The organism is Micromonospora sp. NPDC023633 (genome assembly GCF_040640035.1).
Taxonomy (GTDB): Bacteria; Actinomycetota; Actinomycetes; order Mycobacteriales; family Micromonosporaceae; genus Micromonospora.
In genome coordinates this window covers 24,687-46,405 of record NZ_JBFABB010000010.1, presented here as the reverse complement: position 1 = coordinate 46,405, position 21,719 = coordinate 24,687, and the positions used below count along the sequence as shown (strand labels likewise).

The window sequence follows — 21,719 nt, the reverse complement described above, 5'->3', positions numbered from 1 at the left end:
GCGAGGGCCACCGCCCCGGCCGACCAGTCGACGTGCGGGGACGGCTCGTCCACGTGCAGCGTCGGCGGCACCAGGCCGTGCCGCATCGCCAGGACCATCTTGATCACACCGGCCACGCCGGCCGCGGCCTGGGTGTGCCCGATGTTCGACTTCACCGACCCGAGCAGCAACGGCCGGTCGACGGGGCGGTCCTGCCCGTACGTCGCCAGCAACGCCTGCGCCTCGATCGGGTCACCCAAAGTGGTGCCCGTGCCGTGCGCCTCGACCGCGTCCACGTCGGCCGGAGTCAGCCGCGCGTTCGCCAGAGCCTGGTGGATCACCCGCTGCTGCGACGGACCGTTCGGCGCCGTCAAGCCGTTCGACGCGCCGTCCTGGTTCACGGCCGTGCCCCGCACGATCGCGTAGATCCGCCGGCCCTCGCGCTGGGCGTCGGAGAGGCGCTGCACCAGCAGCACGCCGACGCCCTCGGACCAGCCGGTGCCGTCGGCCGACGCCGCGAACGACTTGCAGCGGCCGTCCTGCGACAGACCACGCTGCCGCGAGAACTCGATGAACGTCCCCGGCGTCGCCATCACCGTCACACCACCGGCCAGGGCGAGATCACACTCGCCACTGCGCAAGGCCTGCGCGGCAAGGTGCAGCGCGACGAGGCTCGACGAGCACGCGGTGTCCACGGTGACCGCCGGGCCCTCCAGCCCGAACGTGTACGCCACCCGACCGGACAGCACGCTGCCAGAGGTGCCGGTGCCGACGTAGCCCTCCACCTCGGTCGGCAGGTCCATCAGCCGGGAGGCGTAGTCGTGGTACATGACCCCGGCGAAGACACCGGTCCGGCTACCCCGCAGCCGCTGCGGATCCAGACCCGCCGACTCGAACGACTCCCACGACGCCTCCAGCAGCAACCGCTGCTGCGGATCCATCGCCAGAGCCTCGCGCGGCGAGATGCCGAAGAAGCCGGGATCGAACTCCGCCGCCCCGTACAGGAAACCACCGTGCCGCGTGTACGACGTACCGCTGCGGTTCGGGTCCGGGTCGAACAGCGACTCCAGGTCCCAACCCCGGTCGGCCGGGAACTCGGAGATCCCGTCACCGCCGCCGGCCAGCAACTCCCACAGCTGGTCGGGGCTCTCGACACCGCCCGGGTAGCGGCAGGCCATGCCCACGATCGCGATCGGCTCGTCGGTGCCGAGGACCGTGCCGACGACCGGGCCGGCGGTCGACTGACGCACCCCGGCCAGCTCCGACCACAGGTGGTCGGCGAGCACCGCCGGGGTCGGGTAGTCGAAGACCAGCGTCGAGGCCAGTCGCAGCCCGGTGGCCGCGTTCAGCCGGTTACGCAGCTCGACCGCCGTCAGCGAGTCGAAGCCCAGCTCCCGGAACGCCCGGTCGGCCGGCACGGCCTCCGCGCCACCGTGCCCGAGCACCTGCGCGACCAGGCCCCGCACCAGCACGTCGATCTGGGCCCGGCCCTCGTCCTCGGTCAGCCCGGCGAGCCGGTCGGCCCAGCCGCCACCGCCCTGCCCCGCCTGGCGGCGGATGCTGGTCACGCCGATCAGGGTGCGCAGCACGGCCGGCACGGGGCCGCCGGAGGTGGCCGCCCGCAGCGCGGGCACGTCGATGACGGCCGGCACCAGGGCAGCCCGGTCGGCGCCCAGGGCCGCGTCGAACAGCTCCAACCCGACCTCGGCGCTCATCGGCGTCAGACCCGCCCGCGCCGAGCGCGCCCGGTCCGCGTCGTCGAGGGACGCGGCCATACCCGCCGTGTCCCACATGCCCCACGCCAGGCTCACCGCCGGCAGACCCAACTGCCGCCGATACACCGCCAACCCGTCCAGGAACGCGTTGCCCGCCGCATACGCCGACTGACCCGGCGAACCCAACACCCCCGCCACCGACGAGAACACCACAAACAAATCAAGATCCAGAGACGCCGTCGCCTCATGCAGGAACCAACCCGCCGACACCTTCGGCGCCAACACCCCCGCAAGCCGCTCCGCCGTCAGCCCCTCGACCACCCCGTCGTCCAGCACGCCCGCGGTGTGCACCACACCCGCCAGCCGGCCCGCCGCGCCGATCTCGGCCACCAACGCGCCGACCTGGTCCCGGTCCGTCACGTCACAGGCCACCACCCGAACGGCGGCACCCAACGCCGACAACCGCTCCGACAACTCGCCCGCACCCGCGGCCTCCAGGCCACGCCGCGACACCAACACCAGCGACCGCACCCCGTGCACCGACACCAGGTGCTCCGCCACCAACGCACCCAGGGCACCCGTGCCACCGGTGACCAGCACCGCGCCGTCACCCAGGCTCGGCGCCTGCGCCGCCGTGACGCCCGCCCGGACCAGGCGCGGCGAGTACACCGCGCCCCTGCGGACGGCCAACTGGCCGCCGGTCGTGGCCGGTTCCCGCAAGACGCCGTCCAGCAGGGCCACCAGCGCCGGATCCAGGTCACCGTCGACGTCCGCGAGGACGATCCGGCCCGGATGCTCCGACTGCGCCGACCGCAGCAGGCCCCACACCGCCGCGCCCGCCAGATCCGTCACCCTGTCCTCGGCCCCGACGGACATCGCGCCCCGGGTCACCACCACCAGCCGCGAGTCCGCCAGCGCCTCCGCCGCGAGCCAGGACTGCACCGTCGCCAGCAGGTCCGAGGTCACCGCCCGGACCGACTCCGGCGTCTCCGCCGCCGAGCCGGGCGCGGGGAACACCGGAAGCAGCAGCGTCCGTGAGACGGACTCCGCCCCCGCAACCGCCGCCACGTCGGCGTACCCCACCAGCCCGGCCCGTGCCGCCAGCTCGGCCGGCACGTCCCGGCCGCCCGCCAGCAGCGCCCACCCGGCGGAGTCCCCGCCCGGGACGGCCTCCACGGCCGGCCATCGCAGCTCGAACAGCGACCGCGACGCCGCGCCCGGCGCGGCCACGCCGGTCAGCTCCCGCAGGGCGAGGGAGTCCACCGACACCACCGGCGCGCCCGCCTCGTCGTACGCCGCCAGCCGCAGCCCGGAACCGTTGCGGGTCAGGCGCACCCGCAGTGCCCCCGCGCCCGAGGCGTACACCTGCACACCCTCGAACGCGAACGGCACCCGCGGCCCGCCCGACTCCTCCGCGCCCGACAGCAGCCCGATCGGGTGCAGAGCGGCGTCCAGCAGCGCCGGATGCACCCCGAACCCGGCGGCCTCCGTCGCGGCGTCGTCCGGCAGGACCACCTCGGCGTACACCTCGCCGCCGCTGGTCCAGGCACGCCGGAGCCCCTGGAAGACCGGCCCGTACGCCAGGCCGTGCTCCGCCAGCGTCGGGTACCAGCCCGCCAGGTCCACCTCGGACGCGCCGGCAGGGGGCCAGGCGACCATGTCCGGCTCTCCGGCGGTGGACGACTCCAGCACGCCCTCCGCGTGCCGGGTCCAGCCCGCCTCGGGGTCGTCGTCGGGACGGGAGTAGATGGCGAAGGGACGCTGCGGCGACTCCGACGCGGACACCCGCACCTGGATCCGCACGCCTCCGGATGCGGGGACGACCAGCGGGGCGGCCATGGTCAGCTCCCGCAGCCGGGAGAGGCCCACCTCGTCGCCGGCTCGCACCGCCAACTCGACCAGGGCGGTACCGGGGACCAGCGTCAGCCCGGAGACCGCGTGGTCCGCCAGCCAGGGGTGCGTCGCCAGGGAAAGCCGGCCCGTCAGCACCATCTCGTCGTCGCCGGCCAGGTCCACCGCCGCGCCGAGCAGCGGGTGCTCGGCCCGGCCGAGTCCCGCCCCGGACACGTCACCCATCCGCGCCCGGTTGGCGGCGGGCCAGTAGCGCTGGTGCTGGAAGGCGTACGTGGGCAGGTCCACCCGGCGCGCGCCGGTGTCGGCGAACCACGGCTGCCAGCTCACGGGAACGCCGTGCACGTGCAGCTCCGCCAGGGCGTGCAGGAGCGCGTGCGCCTCCGGCCGGTCCTTGCGCTGCACGGCAACCGCCAGCACGGCGTCGTCGTCGGGCAGCACGTCCGCCGCCATCGCGGTCAGGACGCTCTGCGGGCCGACCTCCAGGAACGTGTCCACCCCGCTGGCACGCAGGGCGACGATCCCGTCGGCGTAGCGCACCGCCTCGCGGACGTGCCGCACCCAGTACTCGGCCGTACGGATCTCCTCGCCGGCCAGCGCGCCGGTCACGTTCGACACGACCGGCAACAACGGCGCGGCGAACGTCAACCCGTCCAGCACCGACCGGAACTCCGCCAGCATCGGCTCCATCAACGGACTGTGGAACGCGTGGCTGACCGTGAGCCGGCGGGTGCGGACACCCCGGTCCCGCCAGACCCGCTCCACCTCGTCCAGGGCGTCGACGGCACCGGACACGACCACCGACGTCGGACCATTGACCGCCGCGATGCCGACCCGGTCGCCCAGGCCCGCGAGAGACTCCACCACCGCAGCCTCGTCCGCCGCCACCGCCAGCATCCCGCCACCCGCCGGCAGCGCCTGCATCAACCGGCCCCGCGCCGCCACCAACGCGCACGCGTCCGCCAGCGACAACACCCCCGCCACGTGCGCGGCCGTGACCTCACCGATCGAGTGACCGGCCAGCATGTCCGGCACGATGCCGAACGACTCCACCAGCCGGAACAGGGCCACCTCGACCGCGAACAGGCCGGCCTGCGTGAAGACGGTCTGGTCCAGCAGCCCCGCCGAGGCGGAGCCCTCGGCCGCGAACAGCACCTCCCGCAGCGGACGCGGCAGCAGCGAATCGAGGTGCGCGCACACCTCGTCGAGCGCGGCGGCGAAGACCGGGAACCCGGCGTGCAGCTCCCGACCCATGCCGGCTCGCTGCGCACCCTGACCCGAGAACAGCAAGGCGAGCTGGCCCCGCTGCCCGGCAGCGCCGGAGACGACCGTACCGACGGGGTCGCCGCCGGCGAAGGCGGCCAACGCCGCGACCAGGTCGTCCCGGTCGGCGGCGGTGACGACCGCGCGGTGCTCCAGTGCGGGCCGCGTGGTGACCGAGGACCAGGCGACGTCCAGCGGACGCGGGGCCTCGTCGGCGGTGAGCCACCGCGCCCACCGACCCGCCTGAGCGGCCAGCGCGGCGGTGTCGCGGGCGGACAGCAGCACCGGCACCACCGGCGGTACGTCCCGGGCGACGATCTCGCCCTCGATCGCCTCGACCGGCGGCTGCTCGATGATCACGTGCGCGTTGGTGCCGGAGATACCGAACGACGACACGGCCGCCCGACGCGGCCGATCCACGGCCGGCCACGGCGTCGCCTCGGTGGCGAGGGCCACCGCCCCGGCCGACCAGTCGACGTGCGGGGACGGCTCGTCCACGTGCAGCGTCGGCGGCACCAGGCCGTGCCGCATCGCCAACACCATCTTGATCACACCGGCCACGCCGGCCGCGGCCTGCGTGTGCCCGATGTTCGACTTCACCGACCCGAGCAGCAACGGCCGGTCGACGGGGCGGTCCTGCCCGTACGTCGCCAGCAACGCCTGCGCCTCGATCGGGTCACCCAGCGTCGTACCCGTGCCGTGCGCCTCCACCGCGTCCACGTCGGCGGTGGTGAGTCGCGCATTCGCGAGGGCCTGGTGAATCACCCGCTGCTGCGACGGACCGTTCGGCGCCGTCAACCCGTTCGACGCGCCGTCCTGGTTCACGGCCGTGCCACGGACCACCGCCAACACGCGGTGTCCGTTGCGTCGCGCGTCCGACAGCCGCTCCACCAGCAGCACACCGACGCCCTCGGACCAGCCCGTGCCGTCCGCCGACGCCGCGAACGACTTGCACCGACCGTCCTGCGACAGACCCCGCTGCCGCGAGAACTCGATGAACGTCCCCGGCGTCGCCATCACCGTCACACCACCGGCCAACGCCAGATCACACTCACCGCTACGCAACGCCTGCGCGGCAAGGTGCAGCGCCACCAGCGACGACGAGCAGGCCGTGTCGACGGTGACCGCCGGGCCCTCCAGCCCGAACGTGTACGCCACCCGACCCGACAGCACGCTGCCGGAGGTGCCCGTGCCGACGAAGCCCTCGGCGTCCGGCGGCAGGTCCATGAGGCGCGAGGCGTAGTCGTGGTACATCACCCCGGCGAACACACCGGTCCGGCTACCCCGCAGCCGCTGCGGATCCAGACCCGCCGACTCGAACGACTCCCACGACGCCTCCAGCAGCAACCGCTGCTGCGGATCCATCGCCAGGGCCTCACGCGGCGAGATGCCGAAGAAGCCGGGGTCGAACTCCGCCGCCCCGTACAGGAAACCACCGTGCCGCGTGTACGACGTACCGCTGTGCTCCGGGTCCGGGTCGAACAGGCTCTCCAGGTCCCAGCCGCGATCGGTGGGGAACTCCGAGATCCCGTCACCGCCGCCGGCCAGCAACGCCCACAGCTGGTCCGGGCTCTCGACACCGCCCGGGTAGCGACACGCCATGCCCACGATCGCGATCGGCTCGTCGGTGTTGGCGGTGCGCACCGCCGTCTGGCGGGCGGTGAGCTGCCCGGAGACCTGCTCGTAGAGGTGGTCGACGAGCACGGTCGGGGTCGGGTAGTCGAAGACCAGCGTCGAAGCCAGCCGCAGCCCGGTGGCCGCGTTCAGCCGGTTGCGCAGGTCCACGGCGGTCAGCGAGTCGAAGCCCAGCTCCCGGAACGCCCGGTCGGCCGGCACGGCCTCCGCGCCACCGTGCCCGAGCACCTGCGCGACCAGGCCCCGCACCAGCACGTCGATCTGGGCCCGCGCCTCGTCGGGCGCCAGGCCCGCCAGCTGGTTGGCCCAGTCGCCGCCCCGCGCGGCCCGTCGCCGGGCCGCCGTCGACCCGATCAGGGTACGCAGCACGGCCGACACCGGACCGGCACCGAGGGCAGCGCGCATCGCCGGTACGTCGATGACGGCCGGCACCAGGGCAGCCCGGTCGGCGCCCAGCGCCGCGTCGAACAGCTCCAACCCGACCTCGGCGCTCATCGGCGTCAGACCCGCCCGCGCCGAGCGCGCCCGATCCGCCTCGTCGACCGACGCCGCCATACCCGCCGTGTCCCACATGCCCCATGCCAGGCTCACCGCCGGCAGACCCAACTGCCGCCGATACACCGCCAACCCGTCCAGGAACGCGTTACCCGCCGCATACGCCGACTGACCCGGCGAACCCAACACCCCCGCCACCGACGAAAACACCACGAACAAATCAAGATCCAGAGACGCCGTCGCCTCATGCAGGAACCAACCCGCCGACACCTTCGGCGCCAACACCCCCGCAAGCCGCTCGTCGGTGACCCGCTCGACCACCCCGTCGTCCAGGACGCCCGCGGTGTGCACCACACCCGCCAGCCGGCCCGCCGCAGCGACCTCACCGACCAGCCCGAACACCTGGTCCCGGTCCGTCACGTCACACGCCATGACCCGCACCGACGCGCCCAGCCCGGACAGCCGCTCCGACAACTCGCCCGCACCCGCAGCCTCCGGGCCACGCCGCGACACCAACACCAGCGACCGCACCCCGTGCACCGACACCAGGTGCTCCGCCACCAACGCACCCAGGGCGCCCGTACCGCCGGTGACCAGCACCGCGCCGTCGCCGATCGCGGGAGCGTCCGCCGACGCCGGGACGACCGCCCGCACCAGACGCGGCACAAACACCGCACCGGAACGCACCGCCACCTGACCACCGAACGCCACCGGCTCGTCCGCCACCGTGGCCAGCACACCCAGCAGCCCGGCGTCCACGTCACCGTCGACATCCGCCAGGACGATGCGACCCGGATGCTCCGACTGCGCCGACCGCAGCAGACCCCACACCCCCGCAGCGGCCAGGTCCGTCATCCGGTCCCCGTCCCGCACGGACACCGCGCCCCGGGTCACCACCACCAGCCGGGAGTCCGCCAGCTCGTCGGCAGCCAGCCAGGACTGGACGGTCGCGAGCACGGCCGACGTCGCCGTGCGCACCCCGTCCGGGACGGCGGCACCCGACGCGTCGACCGGCAGCACCAGCCTCTTCGGCGCGGTCACCCGACCGGCGTCGACCGCCGCGACGAGCGCCTCGACGTCGCCGAAAGCCCGCAGGTCGGCGGTGGCCGGCGCGCCCAGCAGCGCCCACCCGGAGGCGTCCCCGGCCGGGGTGACCTCCTCGGCCTGCCAGGTGAGCTCGAACATCGCGCGGGCCGCCGCGCTCGCCGCGGCCGCGCCGGTCAGTTCGCGCAGCGCCAGCGAGTCCACCGACACCACGGCCGCACCCGACTCGTCGCAGGCGACCAGCCGCACCGCCGAACCCGCCCGCGTCAACCGCACCCGCAACACCCGCGCGCCCGAGGCGTGCACCTGCACACCCTCGAACGCGAACGGCACCCGCGGCCCGCTCGACTGCTCCGTGCCGGGCAGCAGCCCGATCGGGTGCAGAGCGGCGTCCAGCAGCGCCGGGTGCACCCCGAACCGGGCGGCCTCCGCCGCCGCGTCGTCCGGCAGCGCCACCTCGGCGTACACGTCGTCCTCGGCGGTCCACACCCGACGCAGCCCCTGGAACACCGGGCCATACGCCAGGCCGTGCTCCGCCAGCGTCGGGTACCAGCCCGCCAGGTCCACCTCGGACGCGCCGGCCGGCGGCCACTCCCCCACGCCCGGCTCGTCGGCCGACGCCGGCTCCAGCACGCCCTCCGCGTGCTGGACCCACTCGGCCTCCGGGTCGCCCTCGGACTGCGAGTGCACCGCCACGACCCGGGTGCCCGCCTCGTCGGCCGCGCCGACGCGCACCTGCACCCGCACCGCACCGGCCTCCGGCAGCACCAGCGGCGCGGCCACGGTCAACTCCCGCACCCGCGACGCGCCCACCTCGTCGCCCGCCCGGACGGCAAGCTCCACCAGGGCGGTACCGGGCACGATCACCACGCCGGAGACGACGTGGTCGGCGAGCCACGCGTGGGTGGCGAGCGACAGTCGGCCGGTCAGCACCGCCATGTCGGCGCCGGCGACGGTGACCGCCGCGCCGAGCAGCGGGTGCCCCGCCACGCCCAGGCCCGCGCCGGACACGTCCGGGGTACGCGCCTGACCCGCGCCGAGCCAGTACCGCTGGTGCTGGAAGGCGTACGTCGGCAGGTCGACCCGGGCGGCGCCGGTGTCGGCGAACCACTGCGTCCAGGTCATCGGGACGCCGTGGACGTGCAGTTCGGCGAGCGCGTGCAGCAACGCCTGCGGGGCGGGACGGTCCCGACGCTGGACGGCCACCGCGAGCGCGTCCTCGGCGAGCAGGTCGGCGTTCATCGCGGTGAGGACGCTCTGCGGGCCGATCTCCAGGAACGTGTCCACCCCGGTGGCACGCAGGGTGGCGATGCCGTCGGCGTAGCGGACGGCATCGCGGACGTGCCGGACCCAGTACTCGGCGCGGGTGATCTCCTGCGCTTCGGCGAGCGCCCCGGTCAGGTTCGACACCACCGGCAGCAGCGGCGCCCGGAGCGTCAGCCCCGCCACGACGGCGCGGAACTCGTCGAGCATCGGCTCCATCAGCGGGCTGTGGAACGCGTGGCTCACGGTCAGCCGGCGGGTACGGGCACCCCGGTCCTGCCAGAGCCGCTCCACCTCGTCGAGCGCGTCGACGGCGCCGGAGACCACCACGGCGGCAGGCCCGTTGACGGCCGCGACACCCACGCGGTCGGTCAGGCCCGCGAGGGACTCCACCACCGCGGCCTCGTCCGCCGCCACGGCCAGCATGCCGCCGCCGGCCGGCAGTGCCTGCATCAGCCGGCCCCGCGCCGCGACCAACGCGCACGCGTCCGCCAGGGACAGCACCCCGGCGACGTACGCGGCCGTGATCTCACCGATCGAGTGACCGGCGACCACGTCGGGCACGATGCCGAACGACTCCACCAGCCGGAACAGCGCCACCTCGACCGCGAACAGGCCCGCCTGGGTGAAGACGGTCTGGTCCAGCAGCTCCGCCTCGGCCGAGCCCTCGGCCGCGAACAGCACCTCCCGCAGCGGGCGCGGCAGCAACGGGTCGAGCTGCGCGCACACCTCGTCCAGCGCGGCGGCGAAGACCGGGAACAGGGCGGACAGGTCCCGGCCCATGCCGGCGCGCTGCGCGCCCTGACCGGAGAAGAGCACGGCGAGCTGGGTACGCGTCGTGCCGGTGCCGGTGACCACGGCGGCGGCCGAGTCACCGGCGGCGAGGGCGCGCAGCCCGGCCAGCAGTTCGTCCCGGTCCGTCGCGGTGACGACCGCGCGGTGCTCCAGCACGGCCCGGCCGACCGTCGACGACCAGCCGACGTCGACGGGGCGCAGTTCCTCGTCGCCGGCGATCCAGCGGGCCCAGCGGTCCGCCTGCGCCGCGACGGCGGCCTCGGATCGGGCCGACAGCAGCACCGGGGCCGGCACCTGCTCGGCGGCGGGTTCGTCGCCGCGCGTCGGCGCGTCCCCGCCCCGGGTCTGCTCCGCCTCGGCAGGCGGCTGCTCGATGATCACGTGGGCGTTGGTGCCGCTGACTCCGAACGACGAGACCGCTGCCCGCCGGGGCCGGCCCGCCGCGGGCCAGTCGCGCGCCTCGGTGAGCAGGGAGACGGCCCCGGCGCTCCATTCGATGTGCGGGGACGGCTCGTCCACGTGCAGCGTCGACGGCAGCATCCCGTGCCGCATCGCCATGATCATCTTGATGATGCCGGCCACCCCGGCGGCGGCCTGGGTGTGCCCGATGTTCGACTTGATCGAGCCCAGCCACAGCGGCCGGTCCTGCGGGCGGTCCTGCCCGTACGTGGCCAGCAGCGCCTGCGCCTCGATCGGGTCGCCGAGCGTGGTGCCCGTGCCGTGCGCCTCCACGGCGTCCACGTCGGCGGTGGTGAGCCGCGCGTTCGCCAGGGCCTGCCGGATCACCCGCTGCTGCGACGGACCGTTCGGCGCGGTCAGGCCGTTCGACGCGCCGTCCTGGTTGATCGCCGACCCGCGTACCACCGCCAGGATCCGCCGGCCCTCGCGCTGGGCGTCGGAGAGGCGCTGCACCAGCAGCACACCGACGCCCTCGGACCAGCCGGTGCCGTCCGCCGACGCCGCGAACGACTTGCAGCGGCCGTCCTGCGACAGACCACGCTGCCGCGAGAACTCGATGAACGTCCCCGGCGTCGCCATCACCGTCACACCACCGGCCAACGCCAGATCACACTCACCGCTACGCAACGCCTGCACCGCGAGGTGCAGCGCCACCAGCGACGACGAGCACGCGGTGTCCACGGTCACCGCCGGGCCCTCCAGCCCGAACGTGTACGCCACCCGACCCGACAGCACGCTGCCGGAGGTGCCGGTGCCGAGGTAGCCGCCCACGCCCTCGGGCAGATCCTGCACGCCGGAGGCGTAGTCGTGGTACATCAACCCGGCGAAGACGCCGGTCCGGCTGCCCCGCAGCCGCGACGGGTCGAGCCCGGCGGACTCGAACGTCTCCCACGAGGTCTCCAGCAGCAGCCGCTGCTGCGGGTCCATCGCGATCGCCTCGCGCGGCGAGATGCCGAAGAAGGCGGGGTCGAACTCCGCCGCCCCGTACAGGAAGCCACCGTGCCGGGTGTACGACGTCCCGGGGTTGTCCGGATCGGGGTGGAAGATCCGGTCGAGGTCCCAGCCCCGGTCGGTGGGGAACTCGCCGATGCCGTCAGCCCCTGCGGCGACCAGGTCCCACAGCTGCTGCGGGCTCGTCACGCCGCCGGGGTAGCGGCAGGCCATGCCCACGATGGCGATCGGCTCGTCGACGGTGGTCGCCCGCACGGCGTCCTGCTGCTCGGCGACCTGGCCGGACAGCTGCTCGTACAGGTGCTCCGACAGGGCGCCGGGGGTCGGGTAGTCGAAGACGAGCGTCGAGGTGAGCCGCAGCCCGGTCGCGCTGTTGATCCGGTTGCGCAGCTCCACGGCGGTCAGCGAGTCGAAGCCCAGCTCCCGGAACGCCCGGTCCGCCGGCACCTGGTCGGCGCCGCTGTGCCCGAGGACCTGCGCGATCATCCCGCGGACCAGCAGGGCCACCTGCGTCCGCGCCTCCTGCGGGTCGAGCCCGGCCAGCCGGTCGGCCCATGCTCCGGTGCCGGAACGGCGACGCTTCGCGGTCGGTCCCACCAGGGCCCGCAGCATCGGGGGCACCCGGCCGGCAGCGGTCTGCGCCCGCATGGCGGGCAGGTCGACCACCGCCGGTACCAGCGCCGCGCCGCCGTGGGCCAGGGCGGCGTCCCACAGCCCGAGCCCGACCGGGGCGGTCATCGGGACCAGACCGGCCCGGGTCACCCGGGCCCGGTCGGCGTCGTTGATCGACGCGGCCATGCCGGCCGTGTCCCACATGCCCCACGCGAGGCTCACCGCGGACAGCCCCCGCTGCGCCCGCAGCAGGGCGAGGGCGTCCAGGAAGGCGTTGCCGGCCGCGTAGGCGGCCTGGCCCGGAGAGCCGAGGACCCCGGCGACGGAGGAGAAGAGCACGAACAGGTCGAGGTCCAGCTCCGCGGTCGCCTCGTGCAGCCACCAGCCCGCCGTGACCTTCGGGGCCAGCACGTCCGCCAACCGCTCGGCGGTGATCCCGCTGACCACACCGTCGTCCAGGACGCCGGCCGTGTGGACCACACCGGCCAACCGGTCCTCGTCGGTGATCGCCCGGACCAGCTCACCGACCCGCGCGCGGTCGGTCACGTCCGTGGCGACCACCCGGACGGCCGCGCCCAGCGCGGCCAGCCGCTCCACCAGCTGGTCGGCGCCGGGGGCCGCCGGGCCCTGGCGGGACGCCAGCACCAGCGAACGCACGCCGTACGCGGTGACGAGGTGTTCCGACACCAGGGCGCCCAGCGACCCGGTGCCCCCGGTCACCAGGACGGTTCCCCGGCCGAGGGCCGCCGGGGTGCGCGCGCCACCGGTGGCGCGGACCAGCCGTGGCAGGTACGCCGTGCCCGCCCGCACCGCGAGTTGCCCGCCGAGGCCCGCGTCGTCGGCGGCTGCGGCGAGCAGGGCCAGCAGGTCGGCGTCCAGGTCGACGCCCGGTTCGAGGTCGGCCAGCACGATCCGTCCGGGGTGTTCCGACTGGGCCGAGCGCAGCAGGCCCCAGACCGCTGCCCCCGCCAGGTCGGTGACGCGGTCGTCCGTGCCGGTGGCCACCGCGCCGCGGGTCACCACGACCAGCCGCGAGTCCGCGAGGAGGTCGGCGGCCAGCCAGGCCTGCACCGCGCCGAGGACGCCCGCCGTGACCGACCGCACCGCGGCGGGCACGTCCGCCCCGGTCGCCGCCGGGGAGACGGGCAGCAGCAGCGCCGCGGGGGCAGGGGCGGTGCCGTCCGCCACCGCCGTGGTCACCGCCGCGAGGTCGGCGTACGCCGGAAGCTGCGACGCGCCGTCGAGCGGGCGGTCACCGAGCAGGATCCAGCCGTACCCGCCGTCGGGCACGGTGATCTGCTCGGGCTGCCAGGACACCTCGAACAGGGAGCGGTGCGCCTCGTCCGGAGGCGCCGCCAGTCCGGTCATCTCGCGCAGCGTCAGCGAGTCCACCGACACCACCGGCACACCCGTCTCGTCGACGGCGACCAGCCGCACGGAGCTGCCGGAGGCGGTGAGGCGGACCCGGAGCGTCCGTGCCCCGACCGCGTGGACCTGCACTCCTTCGAACGCGAACGGCACCCGCGCCCCGCCGCCCGCCTCGTCGGCGGGCAGCAGCCCGACGGGGTGCAGGGCGGCGTCCAGCAGCGCCGGATGCACCCCGAAGCCCGCCGGGTCCCCGATCACCTCGTCGGGGAGGACGACCTCGGCGAACACCTCGCCCTCGGCGGTCCACGCCCGTCGCAGGCCCCGGAAGACCGGTCCGTAGGAGAGTCCGTGCTCGGCCACCGTCGCGTACCAACCGGTGACGTCCACCTCGGACGCGCCGGGCGGCGGCCACGCGCCCAGGGTGGGCTCGTCGGCCGTGGGCGCGCCGACGAGGCCGTCGGCGTGCCGGGTCCACCCCTCCTCCGGGTCGTCCTCGGGCTGGGAGTGCACGGTCACCGACCGGGTGCCCGTCGCGTCGACGGGACCCACCCGGACCTGCACCCGTACCCCGCCGCCGGTGGCGGGCAGCACGAGCGGGGCGAGCACGGTCAGCTCACGTACGCGGGAGGCACCGACCTCGTCGCCCGCCCGGACGACGAGGTCGACCAGGGCGGTACCCGGCACGACCACGGCGCCGGACACGACGTGGTCGGCCAGCCACGCATGGGTCGACACCGACAGCCGGCCGGTCAGCACCACCATGTCCTCGCCGGCGACCGACACCGCCGCGCCGAGCAGCGGGTGCCGCGCCACACCGAGGCCCGCGCCCGAGACGTCGGCCGACTGGCCGGCCGGCGGCAGCCAGTACCGCTCCCGGTGGAAGGCGTACGTGGGCAGGTCCACCCGGCGGGCACCGGTGTCGGCGAACCACGGCTGCCAGCTCACCGGCACCCCGTGCACGTGCAGCTCCGCCAGGGCGTGCAGCAGCGCGTGCGCCTCCGGCCGATCCTTGCGCTGCACGGCAACCGCCAGCACGGCGTCGTCGTCGGGCAGCACGTCCGCCGCCATCGCGGTCAACACGCTCTGCGGACCGACCTCCAGGAACGTGTCCACCCCGGCGGCCCGCAGCACGGTGATCCCGTCGGCGTAGCGCACCGCCTCCCGCACGTGCCGCACCCAGTAGTCGACCGTACGGATCTCCTCGCCGGCCAGCGCGCCGGTCACGTTCGACACGACCGGCAACAACGGCGCGGCGAACGTCAACCCGTCCAGAACCGCACGGAGCTCCGCCAGCATCGGCTCCATCAGAGGGCTGTGGAACGCGTGGCTGACCGTCAGCCGGCGGGTACGGACACCCCGGTCCCGCCAGACCCGCTCCACCTCGTCCAGGGCCTCGACGGCACCGGACACCACCACGGCGGCGGGTCCGTTGACAGCCGCGATGCCGATACGGTCGCCCAGGCCCGCGAGAGACTCCACCACCGCAGCCTCGTCCGCCGCCACCGCCAGCATCCCGCCGCCGGCCGGCAGCGCCTGCATCAGCCGGCCCCGCGCCGCCACCAACGCGCACGCGTCGGCCAGCGACAACACCCCCGCCACGTGCGCGGCCGTGATCTCACCGATCGAGTGACCGGCCAGCATGTCCGGCACGATCCCGAACGACTCCACCAACCGGAACAACGCCACCTCGACCGCGAACAACCCGGCCTGCGTGAACACCGTCTGATCCAACAGCCCCGCCTCGGCACTGCCCGCCTCCGCGAACAACACCTCCCGCAGCGGACGCGGCAGCAGCGAATCGAGGTGCGCGCACACCTCGTCCAGCGCCGCGGCGAACACCGGGAACCCGGCGGACAGCTCCCGACCCATACCGGCTCGCTGCGCACCCTGACCCGAGAAGAGCAGCGCGAGCTGGCCCCGCTGCCCGCCCGGGCCGGTGACCACGCCGACCGAGGGCTCGCCCGCCGCCACGGCTTCGAGGCCCGCCAGCAGCTCTTCCCGGCTCCCACCGGACATGACCGCCCGGTGCTCCAGCACGGACCGCGACGCCACCGACGACCAGGCCACGTCGAGCGGACGCGGGGTCTCGTCCCCGCTCAGCCACGCCGCCCAGCGGTCGGCCTGCGCCGACAGCCCCGCCGCGTCCCGGGCCGAGAGCAGCACCGGCGCCACCGACGGCGTCCGGGACGGCTCGTCGCCGGCGTCCGGCTCGTCCCCGCCGCTCGGCGCGGGCGGCTGCTCCAGGATCAGGTGGACGTTCGTACCGCTGATGCCGAACGACGACACGGCGGCCCGGCGCGGCCGGTCCACCGCCGGCCAGGGACGCGCCTCGGCCAGCAGGGACACCGCGCCGGCGGACCAGTCCACGTGGGGGGTCGGCTCGTCGAGGTGCAGGGTCTGCGGGAGCAGGCCGTACCGCATCGCCTGCACCATCTTGATCATGCCGGCGACGCCGGCGGCGGCCTGGCTGTGGCCGATGTTCGACTTGATCGAGCCGAGCAGCAGCGGCCGGTCGGCGGGGCGGCCCTGGCCGTAGGTCGCCAGCAGGGCCTGCGCCTCGATGGGGTCGCCGAGCGTCGTTCCGGTGCCGTGCGCCTCGACGGCGTCGACGTCGGCCGTGATCAGCCGCGCGTTCGCGAGGGCCTGCCGGATCACCCGCTGCTGGGCCGGCCCGTTGGGGGCGGTGAGGCCGTTGGACGCGCCGTCCTGGTTGACGGCGCTGCCGGCGATCACGGCGAGCACCTGGCGGCCCTGCCGCCGGGCGTCGGAGAGCCGCTGGACCAGCAGCACGCCGACCCCCTCCGACCAGCCGGTGCCGTCGGCGTCGGCGGCGAAGGACTTGCAGCGCCCGTCCGGGGCGAGGCCGCCCTGGCGGGAGAACTCGACGAAGGCGCCCGGGGTCACCATGACGGTGACGCCACCGGCCAGCGCCATGTCGCACTCGCCGCCGCGCAGCGCCTGGGCGGCGAGGTGCACCGCCACCAGGGACGACGAGCAGGCGGTGTCGACCGTCACCGCCGGGCCCTCCAGCCCGAAGGTGTACGACACCCGGCCGGAGATGACGCTGTGCGCGCCGCCCGTGAGCTGGTAGCCGGCCAGTTCCGCCGGGGTGTCGGTGGTGCCGTAGCCCGACGGGGAGGCGCCGACGAACACGCCGGTACGGCTGCCGCGCAGCTCGTCCGGGTCGATCCCGGCCTGCTCCATGGCCTCCCAGGACGCCTCCAGCAGCAGGCGCTGCTGCGGGTCCATGGCGACGGCCTCGCGCGGCGAGATGCCGAAGAAGCCGGGGTCGAAGGTGGTGGCGCCGTCGACGAAGCCGCCCTCCCGGGTGTGCGACACGGGCTGCCCGTCGGCGTCAACGGCCAGCAGCCGGCCCATGTCCCAGTGCCGGTCCTCGGGGAAGCCGCTGATCCCGTCGCGCCCGGTGGCGACCAGGTCCCACAGGTCGTCCGGGTTGGCCACGCCGCCCGGGTACCGGCAGCTCATGCCGACGATGACGATCGGGTCGTCGTCCACCGGCCCGGCGGGGCCCCAGGCGGTGACGGTCTCGACCTCGTGCAGGCGCAGCGTCGCCGACAGGTGGTCGGCGAGGGCGGCCGGGTTCGGGTAGTCGAAGACGAGGGTGGTGGGCAGGGTGAGCCCGGTGGCGGCGCCGAGCCGGTTGCGCAGCTCGACCGCCGTCAGCGAGTCGAAGCCCAGTTCCTTGAACGCCCGGTTCGCCTTGACCAGTTCGGTGCCGGAGTGGCCGAGCACGGCGGCGGTGTGCGTGCGTACGAGGTCGGTCAGGTAGCGGTCCTGTTCGGCGCGGGGCAGCGTCAGCAGGTGCTGCCGCAGCCCGCCGCCGGCGGTGTCCTCCGGTTCCGCGTCGACCACGCGCAGGGCGTCCCGGGCCTCGGCGATGTCGTCGAGCAGGGGGCGGGCGCGGGCGGCGGCGAACGCCGGGGTGAACAGGGACCAGTCGACGTCCGCCACGGTCACCGACGGCACGGCGCGGCCCACCGCGCTGCGCAGCGCGTACACGGCCTGGGCCGGGGACATCGGGCTGAGGCCGCGCCGGGCCAGCAGCTCCTGGCCTTCGCCGCTGGCCATGCCGCCGTCGGCCCAGGGGCCCCAGGCGACGGCGGTGGCGGCCAGGCCGCGGGCCCGGCGCCGCTCGGCGAGGGCGTCGAGGAAGGCGTTGCCGGCGGCGTAGGCGGCCTGTCCGCCGCTGCCCCAGATGCCGGCGATGGAGGAGAAGAGCACGAACGCGTCGAGCGGCCGGTCGCCCAGCAGCTCGTCCAGGTGCACCGCACCGGCGATCTTGCCGTCCAGCACCTCGGCCAGCCCGGCCAGGTCGGTGTCGGCCAGCATGTTCAGCTGGCCCACCCCGGCGGCGTGCACCACCGCCGTGAGCGGTGCCTCGTCGGCGTCGACGTCGCGCAGCAGCGCCTCGACCCGGGCGCGGTCGGCCATGTCGGCGGCGACCAGGGTCACCCGGGCACCGAGCGCGGTCAGCTCGTCGCGCAGCTCCGAGGCCCCCGGGGCGCGGTCGCCCCGGCGGCTGGTGAGCACGACGTGCGCCGCGCCGTTGGCCGCCACCCAGCGGGCCACGTGGGCGCCGAGCGCCCCGGTGCCACCGGTGATCAGCACCGTGCCCGACGGCTGCCAGCGCTCGACCGTGCCGACGGCCGCCGGCGTGGCGCGGACCAGTCGCCGCACGAACACGCCGGCGGGCCGCACGGCGACCTGGTCCTCGTGGCCGCCGCCGGTCAGGACGCCCACCACGTGGTCCCAGTCGGTCCGGTCGGGCCCGTCCGGCAGGTCGACCAGGCCGCCCCAGAGCTGCGGGTGTTCCAGCCCGGCGACCCGGGCCAGGCCCCACAGCCCGCCCTGGGCGACGCTGCGGACCGGGTCGGTGTCCCCGGTGCCGACCGCGCCCCGGGTCACCATCCACAGTGGTGCCGCGAGGTCCGCGGCGTGCAGGGCCTGCACCAGCGCCATCGTGGCGGCCGTGCCGAGCGGAACCGCCGGCTGACCGGGGTGCGGCCGGTCCAGCAGGCCCAGCAGGGAGACGATGCCGGCGAACCGGGCGTCTCCCACGGCCTCGGCCACCCGCGACGTCACGTGCTCGCGCTCCGCCGTCGGGTCCACCGCCAGCCGGGACACCTCGCCGCCGGCGGCGGCCAGCGCCTCCGCGAGCGCCTCGGCCCATTCCGTCGCGGGGGCGTCGCCGGCCGGTTCCACCAGCAGCCAGCGGCCCGACGGGGTGACCGGCGCGGGGGCGGCGCTCCGCTTCCACACCACCCGGTACGACCAGCCGTCGACGACCGCGTCCCGCAGCCGTGCCTTGCGCCAGGACGACAGGACCGGCAGGGCCGGGGCCAGGACGTCCGCCCCGTCGTCGCCGAACTGCGCCGCCAGCGCCGCCACGTCGGACCGCTCCACCGCCGACCAGAACTCGACGTCCACCACGTCCGGGCTGACCGGGCCGGTGACCGACACCGGCATCTGCTCGGGCCAGTAGCGCTGCCGCTGGAACGCGTACGTGGGCAGGGCGACCGGGGTCGCCCCGGCGCCGGAGTAGAGGGCCGGCCAGTCGACGGTCGCCCCGTTGACGTGCAGCTCGGACAGCGCGGCGAGCAGGGCCGGGGCCTCGGGACGGTCGGCGCGCAGGACGGGCACCGCGATGACGGGGGTGTCGTCGGCGTCCGCCGGCTCCCGCCCGCTCAGCACGTCCCGGGTCATCGCGGTCAGCACGCTGCGCGGGCCGATCTCCAGGAACGTGTCCACGCCCGCGTCGCGCAGCGCGGCGACCCCGTCGGCGAAGCGGACGGCCTCCCGCACGTGCCGGACCCAGTAGTCGGCGGTGCGGATCTCGTCGGCGTCGGCGAGCGCCCCGGTCAGGTTCGACACGATCGGCAGCGTCGGCGCGGCGAAGGCGAGCCCGTCGAGGACCGCGCGGAACTCGTCGAGCATCGGCTCCATCAGCGGGCTGTGGAACGCGTGGCTGACCGTGAGCCGGCGCGTCCGCGCGCCCCGCTCCCGCCAGAGCCGCTCGACCTCGTCGAGGGCCTCGACGGCGCCGGAGACCACGACCGAGGTGGGCCCGTTGACCGCCGCGACGCCGACCCGGCCGGCCAGGGCCGCGATCGACTCGGCCACCGCCTCCTCGTCGGCGGCGACGGCGAGCATCCCGCCGCCGGCCGGCAGCGCCTGCATCAGCCGGCCCCGCGCCGCCACCAGCGCCGCCGCGTCGGCCAGGGACAGCACCCCCGCCACGTGCGCGGCGGTGACCTCGCCGATCGAGTGCCCGCCCACGAACTCCGGCGTGACCCCGAACGACTCCACGAGGCGGAACAGCGCCACCTCGACCGCGAACAGACCGGCCTGGGTGAAGACGGTCTGGTCCAACAGCTCCGCCTCGGGGGTGCCCGCCTCCGCGAACAGCACCTCCCGCAGCGGGCGCGGCAGCAGCGGGTCGAGCCGCCCGCACACCTCGTCCAACGCGGCGGCGAAGACCGGGAACGTCCCGTACAGCTCCCGGCCCATGCCGGCGCGCTGCGCGCCCTGGCCGGAGAAGAGCACCGCGAGCGGGCCCCGGTCGGCGGCCTGCCCCGTGACCACCGTGCCGGACGGCTGCCCGGCGGCGAGGGCGCGCAGCCCGGCCAGCAGGTCCTCGCGGTCGGTGGCGGTGAGCACCGCGCGGTGCTCCAGCGCGGAGCGCGACACCACCGACGACCAGCCGACGTCCACCGGTCGGAGGGTCTCGTCGGCGTCCAGCCACCGGGCCCAGCGGCCCGCCTGCGCGGTCAGCGCGGCGTCCGACCGGGCGGACAGCAGCACGGGCACCACCGGCAGGGTGACGGCGGGTGCCGGGCGGGCGTCGGCGGGGGTCGTGCCGTCGGCGTCGGGCGCGGGCGGCTCCTCCAGGATGGTGTGCGCGTTCGTGCCGGAGATGCCGAACGACGAGACCGCCGCCCGCCGGGGACGGTCGGTCACCGGCCACGGGCGGGCCTCGGTCACCAGCGACACCTCGCCCGCCGACCAGTCCACCTTGGGCGTCGGCTCGTCCACGTGCAGGGTGGACGGGACGAGCCCGTGCCGCATCGCCATCACCATCTTGATCACGCCGGCCACGCCTGCGGCGGACTGGCTGTGACCGATGTTCGACTTGATCGAGCCGAGCAGCAGCGGCCGGTCGGCGGGGCGGTCCCGCCCGTACGTGGCCAGCAGCGCCTGCGCCTCGATCGGGTCGCCGAGGACGGTGCCGGTGCCGTGCGCCTCGACGGCGTCCACGTCGGCCGTGGTCAGCCGGGCGTTGGCGAGGGCCTGCCGGATCACCCGCTGCTGGGCGGGGCCGTTGGGCGCGGTGAGGCCGTTGGACGCGCCGTCCTGGTTGACGGCGCTGCCCCGGATCACGGCGAGGACGGGGTGCCCCTTGCGCTGCGCGTCCGACAGCCGCTCGACCAGCAGGATGCCGACGCCCTCGGACCAGCCCGTGCCGTCGGCGGCGGCGGCGAACGACTTGCACCGGCCGTCGGGGGCGAGCCCCCGCTGCCGGGAGAAGCCCACGAAGGGGCCAGGGGTGGCCATGACGCACACGCCGCCGGCCAGGGCCAGGTCGAAGTCGCCCTGCCGCAGCGCCTGGCACGCCAGGTGCAGGGCGACCAGCGACGACGAGCAGGCCGTGTCGACCGTGACCGCCGGGCCCTCCAGGCCGAGGGCGTACGCGATCCGCCCGGAGACGACGCTGGTGGCCGTACCCGTCAGCAGGTAGCCCTCGTCGGTGCCCTCGGCCTCGCTCTGCGGTCCCATCCCGTAGCCGTTGGCGGCGGTCCCGACGAAGACGCCGACCTTCTGCCCGCGCATGGACGCGGGCGCGATCCCCGCGTACTCGAACGCCTCCCACGACGTCTCCAGCAGCAGCCGCTGCTGGGGGTCCATCGCCATGGCCTCGCGGGGCGAGATGCCGAAGAACTCGGCGTCGAAGTCGGCCGCGTCGTAGAGGAAGCCGCCCTCCCGGGTGGTGGACCGGCCGGCCCGGTCGGCGTCCGGGTCGTACAGGTTGTCCAGGTCCCAGCCGCGGTCCGTCGGGAAGCCGCCGATCGCGTCGCCGCCGGAGGCCACCAGATCCCAGAGCTGCTCGGGGCTGGCGACGCCGCCCGGGTAGCGGCAGGACATCGCGACGATCGCGATGGGCTCCCGGGCGGCAGCGGTCAGCTGCTGGTTGAGCTGGCGGAGGCGGCCCGTCTCCTTGAGCGACGCGCGAAGCGCCTCGACGACCTTGTCTGCGGACGTAGACATCATGAG

The 21,719-nt window shown here is 75.3% G+C and carries 1 protein-coding gene (only partly in view); it reads right to left on the bottom strand.

Annotated elements, in window-relative coordinates; genetic code table 11:
• Positions 1-21,713, bottom strand: the 5' portion of a protein-coding gene (locus tag AB0G13_RS04935) for a type I polyketide synthase (protein WP_357869006.1). It extends 8,149 nt beyond the left edge of the window; 21,713 of the gene's 29,862 nt are visible here — the first part of the coding sequence; it begins with the start codon at positions 21,711-21,713; its stop codon lies beyond the left edge, outside the window.
• Positions 21,714-21,719: the final 6 nt, after the last annotated feature.